General features: G+C 59.8%; 14 protein-coding genes and 2 tRNA genes. 4 read left to right on the top strand and 12 right to left on the bottom strand.

What is annotated here, in order from left to right:
* Window positions 1–50: 50 nt before the first annotated feature.
* The 8 genes from clpX to RQ593_RS02015 all read right to left on the bottom strand — a co-directional run bounded on the left by clpX (window position 51) and on the right by RQ593_RS02015 (window position 6,958).
* Complete coding sequence (gene clpX, locus RQ593_RS02050; RefSeq protein WP_311449672.1) at window positions 51–1,424, bottom strand: ATP-dependent Clp protease ATP-binding subunit ClpX; 1,374 nt, start codon at window positions 1,422–1,424, stop codon at window positions 51–53.
* A 476-nt stretch (window positions 1,425–1,900) separates the two neighbouring features.
* A complete protein-coding gene (locus tag RQ593_RS02045) occupies window positions 1,901–2,590 on the bottom strand; it encodes an ATP-dependent Clp protease proteolytic subunit (protein ID WP_012903382.1) in 690 nt (229 codons plus the stop codon).
* A 5-nt stretch (window positions 2,591–2,595) separates the two neighbouring features.
* Window positions 2,596–3,249 (bottom strand): ATP-dependent Clp protease proteolytic subunit, encoded by a 654-nt coding sequence (locus RQ593_RS02040; RefSeq protein ID WP_005505718.1) that lies wholly within the window; start codon window positions 3,247–3,249, stop codon window positions 2,596–2,598.
* A gap of 319 nt (window positions 3,250–3,568) precedes the next feature.
* The gene (gene tig / locus RQ593_RS02035) at window positions 3,569–4,870 is read right to left on the bottom strand and encodes a trigger factor (protein WP_294626653.1); all 1,302 of its coding nucleotides are present in this window, start codon (window positions 4,868–4,870) and stop codon (window positions 3,569–3,571) included.
* A 107-nt stretch (window positions 4,871–4,977) separates the two neighbouring features.
* Window positions 4,978–5,052 (bottom strand) — tRNA-Pro (locus RQ593_RS02030).
* Between the two features lie 294 nt (window positions 5,053–5,346).
* Window positions 5,347–5,417 (bottom strand) — tRNA-Gly (locus tag RQ593_RS02025).
* Window positions 5,418–5,478: 61 nt separating this feature from the next.
* On the bottom strand, window positions 5,479–6,363 hold the full coding sequence (locus RQ593_RS02020) for an Fpg/Nei family DNA glycosylase (RefSeq protein WP_049327798.1): 885 nt from the start codon (window positions 6,361–6,363) through the stop codon (window positions 5,479–5,481).
* A gap of 103 nt (window positions 6,364–6,466) precedes the next feature.
* Window positions 6,467–6,958 (bottom strand): ribose-5-phosphate isomerase, encoded by a 492-nt coding sequence (locus RQ593_RS02015; protein WP_005505713.1) that lies wholly within the window; start codon window positions 6,956–6,958, stop codon window positions 6,467–6,469.
* Between the two features lie 379 nt (window positions 6,959–7,337).
* Here RQ593_RS02015 and pepN point away from each other — a divergent pair, with 379 nt between their 5' ends.
* Both pepN and RQ593_RS02005 read left to right on the top strand, forming a co-directional pair.
* Entirely contained in the window at window positions 7,338–9,887 is a 2,550-nt protein-coding gene (gene pepN / locus RQ593_RS02010; protein WP_311449671.1) for an aminopeptidase N, read from the top strand.
* Window positions 9,888–10,185: 298 nt separating this feature from the next.
* Window positions 10,186–11,343: an SGNH/GDSL hydrolase family protein gene (locus tag RQ593_RS02005; protein WP_311449670.1), complete on the top strand. Its 1,158-nt coding sequence runs from the start codon at window positions 10,186–10,188 to the stop codon at window positions 11,341–11,343.
* Between the two features lie 146 nt (window positions 11,344–11,489).
* On the opposite strand, the gene RQ593_RS02000 is transcribed toward RQ593_RS02005, so the two are convergent.
* A complete protein-coding gene (locus RQ593_RS02000; protein WP_311449669.1) occupies window positions 11,490–12,095 on the bottom strand; it encodes a peptidase in 606 nt (201 codons plus the stop codon).
* A 276-nt stretch (window positions 12,096–12,371) separates the two neighbouring features.
* Entirely contained in the window at window positions 12,372–13,235 is an 864-nt protein-coding gene (locus RQ593_RS01995) for a transcriptional regulator (protein WP_070687625.1), read from the bottom strand.
* 204 nt (window positions 13,236–13,439) lie between these two features.
* On the opposite strand from RQ593_RS01995, the gene RQ593_RS01990 reads away from it, so the two are divergent.
* On the top strand, window positions 13,440–14,348 hold the full coding sequence (locus RQ593_RS01990) for an acyl-CoA thioesterase II (protein WP_070687623.1): 909 nt from the start codon (window positions 13,440–13,442) through the stop codon (window positions 14,346–14,348).
* A gap of 134 nt (window positions 14,349–14,482) precedes the next feature.
* Here the strand turns inward: RQ593_RS01990 and RQ593_RS01985 are convergent, their stop codons facing one another.
* Entirely contained in the window at window positions 14,483–15,058 is a 576-nt protein-coding gene (locus RQ593_RS01985; RefSeq protein WP_135007788.1) for an HdeD family acid-resistance protein, read from the bottom strand.
* A 283-nt stretch (window positions 15,059–15,341) separates the two neighbouring features.
* Window positions 15,342–17,021, bottom strand: a complete 1,680-nt coding sequence (gene ettA / locus RQ593_RS01980; RefSeq protein WP_296546140.1) for an energy-dependent translational throttle protein EttA — start codon at window positions 17,019–17,021, stop codon at window positions 15,342–15,344.
* A gap of 93 nt (window positions 17,022–17,114) precedes the next feature.
* Between ettA and RQ593_RS01975 the strand changes: the two genes are divergently transcribed.
* Entirely contained in the window at window positions 17,115–17,531 is a 417-nt protein-coding gene (locus RQ593_RS01975; RefSeq protein WP_311449668.1) for an MmcQ/YjbR family DNA-binding protein, read from the top strand.
* Window positions 17,532–18,142: the final 611 nt, after the last annotated feature.

The following is an 18,142-nucleotide window of genomic DNA, read 5'->3' as shown; positions in this document are numbered from 1 at the left end:
CCGGGGCGACGGCTTCTTTATTCCCTAGCCTGTCGGCTGGAAGTATGCGGTTATGCCGCCTGACGGTCAGCTTTCGCGGCCTTCAGGGAGGCGGTCTTCGCCTCCCCCTTGGCGGTGCGGGTGGTCTCGGCTTCAGGGTCGGGCGCCTGCAGCACGTAGCGGGGCTCCGTGCCGTTGAGCACGGTGTCCTCACCGATGACGATAGACACCACGTCGGTGCGGTCCGGGATGTCGAACATAATCGGCTGCAGAATCTGCTCCATCATGGAGCGCAGGCCGCGGGCGCCGGTACCGCGCTCGGCGGCGAGGCGCGCAATAGCCGCGATTGCCGCGTCGTCGATAATCAGTTCCACACCGTCCAGGGCGAAGAGATGACGGTACTGCTTGAGCAGCGCGTTCTTCGGTTCGGTCAGCACGCGAGCCAGCTCTTCTTCGTTGAGCTCGCTCAGGGTCGAGATGACCGGCAGGCGGCCAATCAGCTCGGGGATGATGCCGTAGTGCGCCAGGTCCTCGGGCATGATCTGGTCGAGCGGGTTCTTCACGGAACTGCCCAGTTCGGCACCGAAACCGATACCGCCGGCACCCACGCGGGCCGCGATGCGGTCGTCAATATTGTCGAAGGCACCAGCCACGATAAAGAGAATGTTCGAGGTATCAATCTCAATGTTCGCGTGCGCTGGGTGCTTGCGGCCGCCCTCCGGGGGTACGGTCGCCACGGTGCCCTCAATAATCTTCAGTAGCGCCTGCTGCACGCCCTCACCGGACACATCGCGGGTGATGGAGAGGTTCTCGCCACCCTTGCGGGCAATCTTGTCGATCTCGTCAATGTAGATGATGCCGCGCTGAGCCTTGGCGATATCGCCGTCAGCAGCGTTGATGAGGCGCAACAGAATGTTCTCCACGTCGTCACCCACGTAACCCGCCTCGGTGAGGGTGGTTGCGTCGACCAGGGCGAAGGGCACATCCAGCTTCTTCGCCAGGGTTGCCGCCAGGTAGGTTTTACCGCAGCCGGTCGGGCCGAGCATCAGAATATTCGACTTACCCAGCTCCACCTGCTCCCCCGCGGTCGCCGAAAGAATGCGGGAGGTCAACACCGGGTTATCAATATCGTGGATGCGCTTGTAGTGGTTGTACACCGCCACCGCCAGGGTGCGCTTCGCCGCGTCCTGACCGATGACGTAGTCGTTGAGGTAGCTGTAAATTTCGCGCGGAGTAGCCAGCTGAGGCGCGGGCGCAGCGGCGGGGGCTTTCACCTTCAGACGCTCTTCAGCGAGGATCTCTTCGCATAGCTCCACGCACTCGTCGCAGATCGAAACGTTCGGGCCGAGCACAATCTTAAAGACCTGCGCGCGAGTCTTCTTGCAGAAAGAGCATCGCATGCTGGCGTTGGGCTGTTCGGGAGGCACAATGACGTCTGTGGCCACGAAGATTCCCTTTCGATCGGCGTGGTGAAATCGGCGCAGAAGGGGCAACGACCTGATGTCTGCGGTGATTTCTCAGGAGGGGCACCGGCGGGTGGTGGGCACCCTAGCTTGAGTGAGAAAACGGTATGAAATACTCGAATTTTCTCCTTCTCTAAGGCTACCGGAGTTCACCCCGGAACCAAGAATTACGCGCCCCAAATGGACGGACTTACCGGGCATATGACGAAGCGCGTCTTTTATGACGGCGGCGGACGCTTTCACATCGGCATATGACGGCAACGCGCCGCAAGAAACCACAAAGAAAGCGCAAGTCAACGCCACATATCAGCTTGGTTCGCCGCCCCACCCGACAAGCGCAAAAAGAAGCGGCAAAGCGCAAAAAGGGGCGGCACCGCACCGCGCACCAGCCCGAAGGCTCGCACACGGAGCGATGCCGCCCCTCCCCGAAAAATCGGGGTATTCCTCAAAACTAAAGTTTAGGTGTGGGAAATAGCGGTGTTGGTCGCAGGCTTACGCAGCTTACGCGACTCCAGCACCTTGTCGACCAGGCCGTACTCCAGAGCAGCAGCCGCAGTCAGAATGTTGTCACGCTCAATGGAGCGGTCAACTTCCTCGTAGGTCTTGCCCGAGTGCAGTGCCAGGGTCTGTGCAGTCCACTCACGCATACGCATAACCTCGTTCGCGTGAATCTCAATGTCAGATGCCTGACCGCCCTGCTGGCCGCTCAGCGCGGGCTGGTGAATCAGCACGCGAGCGTTCGGCAACGCCAGACGCTTGCCGGGGGTACCGGCAGCCAGCAGAACCGCCGCAGCGGATGCCGCCTGGCCCAGGCACACGGTCTGGATCTCGGGGCGGATGAACTGCATGGTGTCGTAGATGGCGGTCATTGCGGTGAAGGAACCGCCGGGCGAGTTGATGTACAGGGTGATGTCACGCTCGGGGTCCTGCGCCTCCAGAACCAACAGCTGAGCCATGATGTCGTCAGCGGATGCGTCGTCCACCTGGGTGCCCAGGAAGATGATGCGGTCCTCAAACAGCTTTGCGTACGGGTCCTGACGCTTGTAACCGTAGGGGGTGCGCTCCTCGAAGCTGGGGAGCACGTAGCGGTTGCTCGGCATAGCCGGCGCCGAGGTGGTGATATCGTTCGGCAGGTAGTTCATGTGCATCTCCCTTATGCGTTCTTCGATTCGGGCAGCTTACCGGCGGTGGTGGCAATGTGGTCGAAGAAGCCGTATTCCAGGCCTTCTTCCGCGTTGAACCAGTTGTCGCGGTCGTTATCCTTCAGGATGGTTTCCAGGCTCTTGCCGGTGCGCTCAGCGGTGATCTCTGCCAGGCGCTTCTTCATGTCCAGAATCAGCTCAGCCTGGGTGCGGATATCCGATGCGGTACCGCCAATACCGCCGAGGGGCTGGTGCATGAGGATGCGGGCGTTCGGGGTTGCGTAGCGCTTGCCGATGGTGCCTGCGGTGAGCAGGAACTGACCCATGGATGCTGCCATACCGGTCACCACGGTCACCACGTCGTTCGGGATGAGCTGCATGGTGTCGTAGATAGCCATGCCGGCGGTGACGGAGCCGCCGGGAGAGTTGATGTACAGGTAGATGTCTGCCTCGGGGTCTTCAGCCGAGAGCAACAGCATCTGGGAGCAGATGAGGTTGGCGTTGGAGTCGCGCACCTCGGAGCCGAGCCAGATAATGCGCTCCTTCAGGAGGCTGTTGTAGACGTAATCTTCCTGGGCACCAACGATGGGGGTTGCCATAGACGGCGCGGGCGCCACGCCGGCTGCCTGGGAGGCGCCGATGGGCAGAGGCATGTAGCTGGACATTCTTCCTCTTCTTCTCTAATGGGTCTTCGCTGCATCTTTGCGCGATTTACGCGCCGGAGCGCACGCGAAAAGTTTCGTTGCTACTACCTTACCGATAGTTGCTCTCCCCCGCTTCCCTTCGGGTTGTTCGTTCGCCAGGGGGTGAAGCAGAGGCGAAAACCTCGGTACGGAATAACTTGAGTGCGGAATAGTTTGGGGTGAAAAGAGCCTCAGCGGGCACCCAACCGGTAATTCGGTGGATGCCCGCTGAGGCTACACGTTTCAAGCAATCAGCTCACGCCCTCTAGCGGGGTGGCTTCTTGCAGACCGTGGCGGGGATTTAAGCAGCTGCCTCTTCGCCCTCGCCCAGGTACTTGGACAGGTCAACAACGTTGCCCTTAGTGTCCTTGACCACTGCGGTCTTCAGCACTGCTGCCAGAGCCTTGGAGCGGCGAACCTCGCCGACCAGTGCGCCAGCCTGGCCGGAGCCGTCCAGCATCTGTGCGAACTGGTTGGGGTCCATGCCGTACTGGGAGCTCATGGTGATGATGTAGTTGATCATCTCAGCCTGGTCAACGGTCACTTCTTCCTTGTCCGCAACAGCGTCGAGAACCATCTCGTTCTTGAATGCGGTCTCGGTGTTCTCGCGAACCTCGGCGCGGTGCTCCTCGGTGTCGTGGTCTGCTTCAGCGTTGGGGTTGTTGAAGTGCTGCTCGAGCTGGTCCTCGATAACCTTCTCGGGGACGGGGATCTCGACGAGCTCAACGAGCTTTGCGAGGACCTTGTCGCGTGCCTGGGTGCCCTGCTCGGCAACCTTAGCTTCTGCAACCTGCTTCTTGATGTCTTCCTTCAGCTCTTCGATGGTGTCGAACTCGGAAGCCAGCTGTGCGAACTCGTCGTCAGCTTCGGGCAGCTCGCGCTCCTTGACTGCGGTGAGCTTGACCTTGATGGTTGCCTGCTCGCCTGCGTGCTCGCCGCCGGAGAGCTTGGTCTCGAAGGTTGCGTCCTCGCCAGCGGACAGGCCGGTCAGAGCCTCGTCGATGCCGTCGAGCATGGTGCCGGAACCAATCTGGTAGGACAGGTCGTTTGCTGCGTCAACCTGCTCGCCGTCGATCTCAGCTGCGATGTCGATGGTCACGAAGTCCTTGTCAGCTGCGGGGCGCTCAACGGTCTTCAGGGTGCCGAAGCGCTCACGCAGAGCGTCCAGTGCCTGAACCTCGTCCTCAGCGGTGACCTCTACCTCGTCAACCTCAACCTCGAGGCCCTCGTAGTTGGGCAGCTCGATTTCGGGGCGGACGGTGACGGTGATGGTCAGCTTGACGTCTGCCTCACGGTTCTCGGTGGAGGGCTGGGACTGAACGTCCAGCTCGGGCTGTGCCAGGGGGGAGAGTTCGTTCTCGCCCAGTGCCTGTGCGTAGTAGTCGTTCAGAGCGTCGTTCAGGGATGCCTCGACGATGTAGTCGAAGCCCGCACGCTGCTCGATGAGCTGCTTGGGCAGCTTACCCTTGCGGAAGCCGGGAACGCTGATCTGACCCGAGAGGTTCTTGTAGGTGCGGTCCAGGTAGGGCTTGAATTCTGCGAAGGGAACCTCGACCTCAATCTTTGCGAGGGTCGGGTTGAGCTTCTCGACGGCGGTCTTCACGTCCGTGATCTCCTCATATAGTTTCGGTGCGGCACGAATCGTGTGTGCCGCGGTTGCTTAGTGGAAAGAGCGCCACGACCTTGTAGCGTCGCGGCAACCGTTTCACGTCGGGGCGACAGGATTCGAACCTGCGATCTCCTGCTCCCAAAGCAGGCGCGTTAGCCAAGCTACGCCACGCCCCGTGAAACCGACCGTGTTGCACACTTGCGTGTTTAACACAGTCAGTGCCCTAGTTTACCTGTTTTCCCGCTAAATGCCCAACACAGCAGCTCGTGCGCGGTTTATTTCCACTGAGCGCGTACTCCCCTATCTCCCTTGGTTTTGTAGGGTGTTTTGTGTGGATGCGAGGTGGAGGGGATGACGAGCTGGAGCGTGCGGATTCCGAGCGCGCGAGGAAATAAATCCGCATGCGTAAGCGATTCCCTTCATCCCCGAGCACAAAAAATCCCCCCGACAACGTCGGGGGGGATTGTGCGAGGGGATGACGGGAATCGAACCCGCGTAATCAGTTTGGAAGACTGAGGCTTTACCATTAAGCTACATCCCCGGAATGGAACTTGACTATAGTATCGAGGTTCCATCTGGACTGTCAAATATTTGAGCAGTTTTTAGACCTGGCAGCCGGGGCACCAGTAGAGTTTGCGGCCTGCGATTTCTTCCATGCGGATGGTGGTTCCGCAGCGGCGGCAGGGCTCGCCGTGGTGCATGTACACGTAGTTGGCGTGGTCGGGCCACGCTTCGGTTTCGGGTACGCCGGGGCGGTCTTCGGGTTCGGTGGTGATGATGCGCCCCACGCGCACGCCGATGACCAGCAGGTGCTTATTGTCTTCCCAGAGTCGCTTCAGCTCCTCGTCGCTGAGGCTCTTGCCGGGGCGTAGCGGGTCAATTTCCTGGCGGTACAGCGACTCGGCGCGGAAGATATTGCCCACGCCGGAGATTGCCGCCTGGTCCATCAGAATCACACCAATCGGGCGGGAGCTCTTACGTGCCGCGCGGTAGAACTGTTCGGGGTCGGCATCCGGGTTGAGCGGGTCGGGGCCGAGCTTGGAGCGGACGGTGCGCACCTCCTCCGGGGTGAGGGTACGGCAGATAGTAGGGCCCACCAGGTCCGCCCAGCCGTGCTCCGAAACAATACGGCAACGCACCGTACTCTTCGGTTCGGGAGGACCGGCGTAGGGTTCCCCCTCCCCCGCCGCGTATTCTTTTTCGCCGATCTTGCGGGGCGCGCCAATGCTCGAAGCACCCGTGAACGTCTCGTCCCCGCCGAAGCTCCAGTTACCGTAAATACCCAGGTGCACGTTCAGGGTCAGGTCGTTCTCGAAGGTCACGAACAGGTGCTTACCGTGCGCGTACGCCCCGGTGATGGTGTGCCCGTCCAGCAGGGCGGCACCCTCAGCGTAGCGGCCCTGCGGGGAGGAAACCTGCACGCGCTCGCCGGTGAAGACGTCACTGATTTGGCGGGCTATACGGTGGATGGAGTGGCCTTCGGGCACGGGTTCTCCTCGAAAACTTGTCGGCTAGAAATAGCGTGGATTATATGGGGTGCAGAGACGACTGAGGCGCATAGCCTGCACTATGCGCCTCAGATTTTAGAGCTTAGGCAGCGTCAATCTGCTTGCCGGCAATGTCGCCGGTCTGCTCGTACTCAGCCAGCTGACCGATACGGCGTGCGTGACGCTCCTCGTTGGTCCAGGGGGTAGCCAGGAAGACCTTGATGATTTCCAGCGCTTCTTCCTTGCTGTGCTGGCGGCCGCCCACAGCTACAACCTGTGCGTTGTTGTGCTCGCGAGCCAGTGCCGCGGTGTCGTGGTTCCATGCCAGAGCCGCGCGGATACCATCAACCTTGTTCGCAGCCATCTGCTCGCCGTTACCGCTACCGCCCAGCACAATACCCAGGGAGTCCAGGCCAGCCTCGCGGTCACGCTTCACGCCAAGGGCTGCGTTAATACAGAACGAGGGGTAGTCGTCCAGCGGGTCGTAGTCGGCGGGGCCGTGGTCAATCATTTCGTAGCCCGCAGCGGTGAGGGACTCAATCAGGTAGTGGCTCAGCTCGAGGCCAGCGTGGTCGGTTGCGATGTGTACGCGCAAGGTACTCTCCTGGTGATTTTGTCTTGGTGTGACGTGCGTTTGTGCGTTCGTGGGAGGCGCCGGTTCTCAGTTCTGAGCGCCGTTGCTAGAGTGCGCCACGCATCCATCAGGTGGGATACGCTTCCCCGTTTGGGTTTTTTCTGTCTTAACTGTATCGAATTCGCGCGGGTTCGGGTAATGCGGAGCCTTCTAGACCCCCACCTATACGGTAGACTGTGGGATATGGCACTTTTTGGTGTCCCGATTCGCCGCGCCCAAACTTGAACGCCTCCAGCGCTACGTATGCAGCGTCGCAGGAGCCGCGCACCTCGGGAACCAGCGCACCATGACAGGGCGTGTCAACACGGCACGCTATTCACATCTAAGGAGAGGGAGCTGTATGCCCGGCCTGAACCTAACCCGCAATGAGGCAACCGAACGCGCATCCATTATTAAGCGCGTGCACTCGTACCGTATTGAACTTGACCTTCCGAAGGACAAAGACGTCTTCTCCTCGAAGGTTGAGATTCGCTTCGACGCTCAGGAAGGTGCCTCCACCTTCATTGACGCCATCACCTCCTCGGTCAAGTCCATTAACCTCAACGGCGAAGAGCTGAGCACCGACCTGGCGGACGGCGAGCGCATCCAGCTGCCGAACCTTGCTGCTGAGAACACCCTGGTCATTGACGCAGAGATGTTCTACACCAACACCGGTGAGGGTCTGCACCGTTTCGTGGACCCCGCCGACGGCGAAGTGTACCTGTACTCCCAGTTTGAGGTGCCGGACTCCCGCCGCGTGTTCCCCGTCTTTGAGCAGCCCGACCTGAAGGCTGAGTTCGAGTTTATTGTGCGCGTTCCCTCGCACTGGGTGGTTGTGTCTAACCAGCCCGAGGTGAAGGTTGAGGAGAAGGAGTGCGGTTGCGGCCGTGCGAAGACTTGGTTCTTCAAGCCGACCCCGCGCATGTCTTCGTACATTACCGCGATTGTGGCTGGCCCCTACGAAAAGGTCACCAGCGAGCTGACTAACTCTGAGGGTCGCGTGATTCCGCTGGGCGTGTACGCTCGTAAGTCCCTCATGCCGTTTGTGGATGCTGAGGACATGTTTGAGCTGACCCGTCAGGGCTTCGAGTTCTACGAGGAGCAGTTCAAGACCCCGTACCCCTTCGAGAAGTACGATCAGCTGTTCGTGCCCGAGTTCAACGCCGGTGCGATGGAGAACGCTGGCTGCGTGACCTATCTGGAGACTTACGTCTTCCGTTCCAAGGTTGCGGAGGCTCTGCGTGAGCGCCGCGCTATCACCGTTCTGCACGAGCTGGCTCACATGTGGTTCGGCGACCTGGTCACCATGAAGTGGTGGAACGACCTGTGGCTGAACGAATCTTTCGCTGAGTTCATGTCGACTCTGGCCGCAGCGGAGAACACCCGCTACGCGAAGGAGGCGTGGGCTACCTTCGCCGCGTCGGAGAAGACCTGGGCGTACCGTCAGGATCAGCTGTCTTCGACTCACCCGATTGTGGCTGAGATCCGTGACCTTGCCGATGTTCAGGTGAACTTCGACGGCATTACGTACGCGAAGGGCGCTTCGGTGCTGCGTCAGATGGTGGCGTGGGTTGGCCAGGAGAACTTCATGGCTGCTCTGAAGGTGTACTTCGATAAGCACAGCTGGGGCAACACCGTTCTGGACGACCTGCTGGTTGAGCTGGAGCGCACCTCCGGCCGTGACGTGCGTGCGTGGAGCGCTAAGTGGCTTGAGACCGCTGGCGTGAACACTCTCGCCGTTGAGATTGAGAACGACGAGGCTGGCAACATCTCTTCGCTGGGTATTCGCCAGTCCTACGCTGAGGGCTTCGAGACCCTGCGCCCGCACCGTGCGGTAATTGGTTTCTACAACCTGGTGGACGGCAAGCTGACCCGCACCGACCGCATCGAGCTGGACATTGACGGCGAGCTGACCGTGGTTGAGGAGGCTCTCGGCAAGAAGCGCCCCGACCTGCTGCTGCTGAACGATGAGGACCTGGCGTACGCAAAGATTCGCCTGGACGAGCGTTCCATCGAGACCGCTATCAAGCACCTGGGCGACATTGATTCGTCCGTGGCTCGCGGCGTGGTCTGGGGTTCGCTCTGGGATACCGTGCGTGACGCTCAGATGCCGGCGCGTAAGTACGTTGACCTGGTGCTGAACAACATCGGTAAGGAGACCAACTCCACCGCTCTGCGCACCCAGATCAACAACCTGTCCGCTACCCTGCACTCCTTCGTGGCTCCTGAGGCTCGCGAGGAGACCCGCCACCGTGCCGCTGACCGTCTCTGGGAGCTGGCATGCGTTGCAGAGCCCGACTCGGATGCTCAGCTGCAGCTGCTGCAGGCGTTCATCAACCAGACCCGCACCGAGGACCAGTACAACAATGTGCAGCGCCTCTTCGAGGGTGAGCTGACCCTTGAGGGCCTGGACATTGACGCCGACCTGCGTTGGAACCTGGTGTGCCGCCTGGCTACCGGTGGCCGTTTCTCCGCCGAGCAGATCGCTGCGGAGCTGGAGAACGACAACACCGCGAACGGTCAGCAGTACGCCGCTCAGGCATACGCGTCGATTCCGACCGCGGAGGCAAAGGCTGAGTACTGGAACAAGATCATGGTGACCGGCGAGCTGTCGAACATGATTCAGCGTTACGCTATTTCCGGTTTCAAGTCCGGCAAGCCCGAGCTGATTGCCCAGTACAATGAGCCGTACTTCGAGCAGATTGAGGGTATTTGGCGTTCGCGTTCGCACGAGATTTCCATGCAGATTATTGGTGGCATGTACCCGAGCGAGCCGACCGCTGAGCTGCTGGAGCGTACCGAGGCGTACCTGGCTTCTCTGCCTGAGGATGCTGCGGCTCTGTACCGTCAGATTGCGGAGGCACGCGACGGCGTGGCTCGTGCGCTGAAGGTTCAGGCGGCTGACATCTAACAATGCTTGTGAGCTGAGGCGGGTTCATTGCCTGCTCTCATAGGTTTTTGCTCATGGGTTTTTATTCGTCCCCTTCTACCCCGATTCGGGGTGGGAGGGGACGTTTCTATATGGGGTTTATGCCGGTTCTATTTTGAGTTGTGCCCCAAGTTGCGCACCGGTTTGCGCACCGGTTTGCATACCGGTTTGCGCACCGAGTCTAATTCTTGTCACTGCGGTGCATATTTTTTGTTATTTTCATTTGAATATCCCTCAAAAGCTCTCTACTTGGGGTTGCGCCTATCGTATACTGTTGTGCATGCCTTCTATCAAGTCTCCTATCGCGAAAGTTTCTCTGACCGGCACAATCCTTGCTGTGGTTGCCGCCGGTTCCTTTGGCGTGTACTCCGCAGGAGGCTTCATCGCGCCCGGTGGCACCGCCGCTACCGCTGCTGCGGGCGCCGAGCCTACCCAGTCGGCGCAGGAAAGCCCCAGCGAGTCCCCCTCCCCCGAGCCGACTCCGGAACCGACCACCCCGGCGCAGAAGATGGAACGCACCGCGCAGAACGCCTTCGGCAAGGAGGGCGCGCAGGCAACCGGTGAGATTCAGGCGCCGTTCCCCACCTCCGCTGATGCCGCCGACATGCTGGTTCAGCAGTTCAAGGGTGGCGTGGTCATGTACACCCCCAAGTACGGCCCGGTCGCGGTGGAATCCGGCGTCTACACGCACTGGTGGAAGCAGCGCGGGTACAGCGACTTTGCCGGCTGGGAGGGCCTGCCGGTGAGCTGGCGTTCCGAGAACGGCGTTCTGTACACCAAGTTTGAGAAGGCTGAACTCTACTGGGATAAGGCGAACAGCCTGCCGCGTAACACCAACGTTCTGGGCGCTAAGGATGCCCTGGTGATTGGTGACTCGCAGGTGACCTCAACCTCCTGGGTTGGTTTGGGCCTGAAGCAGGCGGGTTTTGTACCGTACCTGTTCCGTTGCGGCGGCGTGGGTTTTGTGACCGCTCGCGAGGGTGTGTGCCCTTCCTACTATCAGGGTGTGATGGGCGGCCGTTGGGCTCTGCCGAGTGGTAACCCCGGCGTGATTTACCTGGACGCCTCCGGCAATGACATTTACATTCACGAGGATGAGACGAAGGCGCGCGAGCACGTGAACGCTCACCAGACTCAGGTCATTGAGCAGCTGCGACGTATGTACCCGTCGTCGAAGATTGTGTTCGGTGGTGTGGTGTCTATGGATGAGGCGTCTGCACCGGATAAGCAGGTGGCGCATAAGCGTCACGTGGCAAACGAGGTGGCAAGGCAGGGTGCCCGCGAGACCGGCGTGCTGTTCATGGACACCTCGGGCTGGCAGAGCCTCTACCTGGCTGAGGGTGACATGGCTGATGGCGTGCATCTGAAGGAGAAGGCGCACCATAAGCTGGCGGGCCCCTTTGCGACTCGTCTACGTGAACTGCTCGGCACCGCGTAAACTAACTGTGTAATCAGCCGAGTACATCAGCTTCGATCAACGCATATGGCATCAAAAAATAAGGCGCCGGAAGGAAATACATCCTTCCGGCGCCTCATTCGTTTGAGTGGGTTACCCACCGCAGCTCTTAAGTTAGTGTGCAGGTTTTATGCCGCGACGCTTGCCTTGCGTTCCTTCGCCTCAGCCTTCTGGTGTGCAAGCACGCCCTCCGCAAGGCGACGCTTCTGACGCTCACGAGCGGCTTCCTTCTCACGCTGCTCGGCAGCCCAGGCGACCGGGTCAATGTCGATCGACTCGTAGTGCCATTCGCCGGTGTAGTCGCGAATCGGAGCAACCCAGGTCACGGGAATGCCGCGGCGCAGGTACACTTCGTGTTCCCTGTCTTCAAAAGCGTGGATAATGCGGTTGCCGTCAGCAACCAAGGACTCGATGATGGAGTCCTTCCATGCGGGGCTGTTGGAGCCGTCGTTGCCGGGCTTAGCGAACACGTGCTTGGGTTCCAGACCTGCGCGGGCGATGAACTGGTTCAATTCCTTCATGTAGGTGCCATCGCGGCCGGTAATTACTACGACCTCTGCGCCGGTGTCTGCCGCGATTTCGCGAACACGGTCGGCAATTTCAACATTGACCGTGGCGTTGCGGATGGCCTTGAAGAATCGGCGGTTGCTTGCGAAGAAACCGGTCAGGTACTTGTCCATCTGATCTCGGTTGCTGGCAAGGGTACCGTCAATGTCGACTGCAATCAGATCCATATAGGTCTCACTTTCGAACCGTACGGGAAGAATGCGCCTGGTGAGGGCGCGGCGGAAGAGTTCCCGTGCGGTGTGGCTGGTAATCGGTGTGTCAAAGACGCCCCGGTGAAAGGGCGTAGTCTCTCTAGAATACCCTATTTTCGTAAAGTAATGCCCTATCGAATGTCATTATTACAACTACCCCGTTGATGTCATACGGCATAGAAAAACCGCTGGTGGCGCAGGCAAAGAGCCCACACCACCAGCGTAAAAAATCTAGAAATGTCTCGAGGAAAGTTAGAGTAGCGAACCGGAACCGCGGCGCACCAGCACCATACCGGCGGGCGCCACAATGCGCAGCCACTCCTCCGAACCTACATGCGCAGCGAAGAGCGGCAGATCGCCCGTGAAGCCTTCCGGGATGAAACCGAACACGCGCAGGGCGAATGCCGCGCCGGTCGGTACAAGCACAGTATCGAACTCAGGTAGGTACTCCAGCACCATATCGGAGGACCAAATACGCGAGCGCACCGTGGAAAGCACCGCGGCACCGGGGTTCTCGGGCAGGGCGCGTTCTACCGCCTCCAGGCCCTCTGCGGTGGCGCGGTGGAATTCTTCAACCGGGACGGTACCAACCTCGTACCAGCCGCTGAGCGGGGCTGACTTGCCAGCCCAGCTGGCGTTGACGGTCACCGGCGGCATGAACAGCACCAGCTGCGGGTTCTCTTCGTTGATCTGTTCTTCTGCCTGCTTCTGCAGACGCGCCAGACGGTCCAGCAGCGACTGCGCCTGAACGGTCATGTCCAGGGTCGAGTCAGCCAGCAGGTGCAGGGCTCGCAGACCCATAATAACCGGGGCGTCCGAGGAGGCGTCCTCCGGCTCCAGGGAGCAGGCGAACACCGCCACCACGCGACCGCGCGCGGTCAGGCGGATAGCCGCATCCGGGTTTACGGCCAGAGCGCGGGAGATGTAGGTGGCAAGATCCTTGACGACTGCGGCACCCTGCGCGCCGCCGGGCAGGATCAGGTAGGGCTCCTCCACGCCTTCGTGGGGGTTGTACTTGAGCTCAATGGGTGCTGCCGCGTTCGATGCGCTGTTCTGGTCGGGAGCGTTCTCCTGCACGGGGGTATTGTCAGGGGTGGTTTCAGACGGCGTAGTCATTTCTGCTCCTTTTCGGCGTAGGCCTGCTCGGTGGCAAGGGGTGGGTGATATCTGCGATGGTGTGTTAGGCAGACGTTCCGGATCGACAATCCGGGTCATCGTTCCTAGTCAATGTTCCGAATCAACCTGTCGTGGTTGTCTCAGAGTATGCTCTCCCACTCTACGCCAGAAACCGGTTCATTGAAAACGTGCGAGAATAAAACCATGACCAAGCCCACTGTGACCCAAAACCTCATGCGGATGCTGGACCTCTCCCCCGTGGAGGCGGCGCCCGCCTCCTTCGGTAGTGATGAAGTGTCTACCGGCGTGACGCTCACCCGCGAGCAGCCGCGTACTTTCGGTGGTCAGGTTCTTGCCCAGTCGATTATTGCCGCCGACCGCACGGTGGAGGGCAAGGACATCCACTCGATTCACGCCTATTTTCTGCGCCCCGGCGATATTGAGCGTGAACTGTTCTTCGCCACTCAGCGCCTGAACGATAGCCGTTCCTTCTCGACCCGCCGAGTGCAGGTGTTCCATGATGAGGCGCCCATGTTCTCGGCGATTATGTCTTTCCAGTCTGATAGCCGCGGCCCGGAGCACACCGCAGTGACCATGCCGGAGGTGCCGGACCCCGAATCGCTGCCGATGGTCAGCGACTACCTGGGCCAGCTCCCCCACCCAATTGCACAGGCGGTCGCGTGGGAACGCCCCATTGATATGCGACACGTGGACGCACCTCTGTACACTCAGGCGGATGCCTCCTCGACACAGCCGCGTGCCTGCGTGTGGTTCAAGACCTTTGACCGCCTGGTGCATGCTGATGGTTCTGAGGCGTCGGAGGCGGAGCACCGCGCCGCTATCGCCTACGCTTCGGATTACCTGCCGCTGGAGCCTGCTCTGCGTCGTCACGGCAAGTTCTGGCTGGAACCGGGCCTCAAGAGCGCCTCGCTGGATCACGCGATGTGGTTCCACCGCCCGGCGCGCGCCGACGAGTGGCTGCTGTACGTGCTGGATTCCCCGAGCGCGCAGGGCGGCAGGATGCTCGCGCAGGGTTCGATTTTCAATCGTTCCGGTGAGCTGGTGGCGACCGTGGCGCAGGAAATGATGTTCCGCCTGCCGGAATATCGATAAAGCAGAGCACCGCTAGGACTACCGGAAGGCGTCAGGCGAACCTGGCAGAGCATACAGAAAGACCGTGTGAGGTGGTTGTCTCACACGGTCTTTCTTATGTTCTAGTGTACGGTCTAGAAGCCGTTTGGAAGCTCTTATTTAGCTTCGCCGTCAATCACACCGTCCGGGGAAATGTGCACGGTGCTCTTGGTGCGGCGGGAAACAAAGAAGTCACCCACGAATACCAGACCGGTCACCAGAAGACCCAGTGCTGCCATCCATACTGCCGCCACGCCGTAGATTATCGGGAACAGCACCACGAGCAAGCCCAGAATAAGGGTACCAATAGCAGAGAGCTGCAGGTGGCGTCCGGCGGCGTAGCTCAGGTATTTCACGCCCTGGGCAGTCATCAGACGAATCAGCGCCCACATAATCATCCACGTACCCACAATGGTCGGGATGAAGGTTGCCTGTGCACCCACCGAGGCAGTCAGCAGAATCAGGCCAGCCACCACGGTCAAGATGCCGTCAACCAGGTCCCAGCCGGTACGTGCCTGCTTTGGCGTGCCGAAGTAACGTACCAGTTCAAACACGCCACCAAGCCACACCGAAATGGAGAACACATAACCCAGAACTACCAGCGGAATAGCGGGATTGGCGAACATGTAGATTGCCGCTGCAATCAGCAACAGACCGGTAACCAAGGACATCCAGTTATATTTTGAAAGCATAATGCTCTTCTCTTCGTAATCACATGTGTCAGTTGTACTTACGCACATACCCATTATAAACCGTAAATATGAAGTCCGCCACGATATATCGGTCACCACGGGGCGAACTATTTCTACCGGCGAACACACGCCCCTCCCCTTGCCAGCGCCCTCCCCTTGTCAGCACATTCCCCTCGTCCGCGCGTACACCATTCAGCGCATACGGCATCTAGCGGGCACAGCAAAGCCCCGCCTCCCCACGCTTCAACAGCGCAGGAGGCGGGGCTCGCTACCGAACCAAACCCTATCGGGTCAGCTTGCGGTGCACCACGCGGTGCGGCTTAGCAGCCTCAGGGCCGAGGCGCTCAATCTTGTTCTTCTCGTAGGACTCGAAGTTACCCTCGAACCAGTACCACTGATCCGGGTTCTCATCGGTGCCCTCCCACGCCAGGATGTGGGTTGCCACGCGGTCCAGGAACCAACGGTCGTGGGAGACGACCACTGCACAGCCGGGGAATTCCAGCAGCGCATTTTCCAGGGATGCGAGGGTCTCAACGTCCAGGTCGTTAGTGGGCTCATCGAGCAGCAGCAGGTTACCGCCCTGCTTGAGGGTCAGTGCCAGGTTCAGGCGGTTACGCTCACCACCGGAGAGCACGCCGGCCTTCTTCTGCTGGTCCGGGCCCTTGAAGCCGAACGCGGAAACGTACGCACGCGAAGGCATTTCAACGTTGCCGACCTGGATGTAGTCCAGACCGTCAGAGACGACCTCCCAGAGGCTCTTCTCCGGGTCGATGTTCGCGCGGTTCTGGTCAACGTACGAAATCTTCACGGTCTCGCCGACCTTCAGGGAGCCGCCGTCGAGGGGCTCCAGGCCAACGATGGTCTTGAACAGGGTGGACTTACCCACACCGTTAGGACCAATCACACCCACAATGCCGTTACGGGGCAGGGAGAAGGACAGGCCGTTAATCAGGGAGCGGCCATCGAAACCCTTCTGCAGGTTCTCAGCCTCAATAACCACGTTACCCAGACGCGGTCCCGGAGGAATCTGAATCTCTTCGAAGTCAAGCTTGCGGGTCTTCTCAGCCTCCGCAGCCATCTCCTCGTAGCGTGCCAGACGAGCCTTCGACTTAGCCTGGCGGCCCTTAGCGTTGGAGCGGACCCAGTCCAGTTCCTCGCTCAGGCGCTTAGCGAGCTTAGCGTCCTTCTTGCCCTGAACCTCGAGGCGGGAGCGCTTCTTCTCCAGGTAGGTGGAGTAGTTACCCTCGTAGGGGTACAGGTTACCGCGGTCAACCTCGGCGATCCATTCTGCCACGTGGTCGAGGAAGTAACGGTCGTGGGTAATCGCGATGACGGCACCCTCGTAGGACTGCAGGTGCTGCTCCAGCCAGAGCACCGACTCTGCGTCCAGGTGGTTGGTGGGCTCGTCAAGCAGCAGCAGGTCAGGCTTCTGCAACAGCAGCTTGCACAGTGCCACGCGGCGGCGCTCACCACCGGAGAGGTGGGTAACGGGCATGTCAGCGGGCGGGCAGCGCAGCGCCTCCATAGCCTGCTCCAGCTGGGAGTCCAGGTCCCATGCGTTAGCGGCGTCGATAGCCTCCTGCAGCTGACCCATTTCCTCCATGAGGGCGTCGAAGTCAGCGTCAGGCTCAGCCATCAGGGCGGAGATTTCGTTGAAGCGATCCAGCTTGGACTTGATCTCGCCCACGCCCTCTTCAACGTTGCCCAGAACGGTCTTCTCTTCGTTCAGCGGCGGCTCCTGCATGAGGATACCCACGGTGTAACCGGGGGTCAGGCGTGCCTCACCGTTGGACGGCTGGTCGAGGCCAGCCATAATCTTCAGGATGGTCGACTTACCCGCACCATTCGGACCAACCATACCGATCTTGGCGCCGGGGAAGAACGACATCGTCACGTCGTTAAGGATGACCTTGTCGCCCACAGTCTTGCGGGCCTTGATCATCTGATAAATAAATTCAGCCATAGTTACCTATTTTAGCGTGGATTTGCCGGGCAGTACGAGAGTTTTGGGTTGCGTGCTAGGCGGGGTACCGTGCGGGGCACTAGACTCGAAGCTATGAGCACAAACCCCTCCCCCAAACTTCTGCAGCCCGAAGACCTGGAGCAGACCCTGCACCGCCTCGCACTCGCCATGCCGCTAGCAACGAGCGACCAGCCGTTCGGTCCGGAAACCACGGTGTACCGCATCGGCGGCAAGATGTTCGCCATGTACACGGAGGGTATCGGCTACCCCATTGTGAACCTGAAGACCGACCCGGAAGAATCCGAGGTGCTGCAGCGCATCTACCCGAGCATCATCCCGGCATGGCACATGAATAAGCGGCACTGGATTTCGGTGGGCGCCGGCGAAGGCATAACCGAGCAGGTACTAGAAGAGCTGGTGGAGGATGCGTACCTGCGCGTCATGTACTCGCTACCCAAGGCGAAGCGACCCATCGAGTTCCGCGAGCGCCCGGTACCCGAAAAGCACTAGACAGAGAAACATGACGAGCATAGAAGGAACGACTTACCAAAGGCAACGTTTAACAGCGGAGCGGGTGAGCACCGGTCCGGACCACCGGCTTGCTCACCCGCTTTACAAAGCACTTTCCTATCCACGGTTAGGAGGGTCATCAACCACAATGAACGCTCGAACCACCAAGCTCCCATCCCATATATTGTGGGGTCCAGTACCATGCACCACTTGTGTGAATACGTGATAGTTGAGTCGGCTCCCCTGCCAGACCTTCCTATGCAGAGGATGGCTCACACGGGTGCACTGAATATTCCCTTGAGTGACTCAGCTACGTCATGCGATGCAGCTGAGAGGGGATCGCTGTCCCCGCCCGAACTACCGACTCGGGCGAAGCGTGCTCTCGGGAACAATAATAACCTTTTTGCACCAAGGTGTCACTTTCGGGTTGAGTTATTCCACCGGTTCCCATTGAGCGTATTTCAGGTGTTTTATAGTGCCGAACCCACATACCCAATCACAGCAAAATACCTGCGAATTTTAAACCCCGAAAAATCAAGGAGGGGCCGCCCTAAACCCTCCTTATATTGCTTCCACATGGGCTAATACCCACTTAAAGCAATATTCAGAAA

Origin of the sequence: uncultured Rothia sp. (genome assembly GCF_963507905.1) — a bacterium.
In the GTDB taxonomy this organism is placed as follows: Bacteria; Actinomycetota; Actinomycetes; order Actinomycetales; family Micrococcaceae; genus Rothia.
This window is presented reverse-complemented; position numbering and strand designations above follow the sequence as displayed.

Excerpts from the sequence above, each read along its gene's own strand:
- RQ593_RS02045 (WP_012903382.1), bottom strand. The coding sequence starts at position 2,590 with ATGCACATGAACTACCTGCCGAACGATATCACCACCTCGGCGCCGGCT.
- RQ593_RS02040 (WP_005505718.1), bottom strand. The coding sequence starts at position 3,249 with ATGTCCAGCTACATGCCTCTGCCCATCGGCGCCTCCCAGGCAGCCGGC.
- pepN (WP_311449671.1), top strand. The coding sequence starts at position 7,338 with ATGCCCGGCCTGAACCTAACCCGCAATGAGGCAACCGAACGCGCATCC.
- RQ593_RS02005 (WP_311449670.1), top strand. The coding sequence starts at position 10,186 with ATGCCTTCTATCAAGTCTCCTATCGCGAAAGTTTCTCTGACCGGCACA.
- RQ593_RS02000 (WP_311449669.1), bottom strand. The coding sequence starts at position 12,095 with ATGGATCTGATTGCAGTCGACATTGACGGTACCCTTGCCAGCAACCGA.
- RQ593_RS01995 (WP_070687625.1), bottom strand. The coding sequence starts at position 13,235 with ATGACTACGCCGTCTGAAACCACCCCTGACAATACCCCCGTGCAGGAG.
- RQ593_RS01990 (WP_070687623.1), top strand. The coding sequence starts at position 13,440 with ATGACCAAGCCCACTGTGACCCAAAACCTCATGCGGATGCTGGACCTC.
- RQ593_RS01985 (WP_135007788.1), bottom strand. The coding sequence starts at position 15,058 with ATGCTTTCAAAATATAACTGGATGTCCTTGGTTACCGGTCTGTTGCTG.
- ettA (WP_296546140.1), bottom strand. The coding sequence starts at position 17,021 with ATGGCTGAATTTATTTATCAGATGATCAAGGCCCGCAAGACTGTGGGC.
- RQ593_RS01975 (WP_311449668.1), top strand. The coding sequence starts at position 17,115 with ATGAGCACAAACCCCTCCCCCAAACTTCTGCAGCCCGAAGACCTGGAG.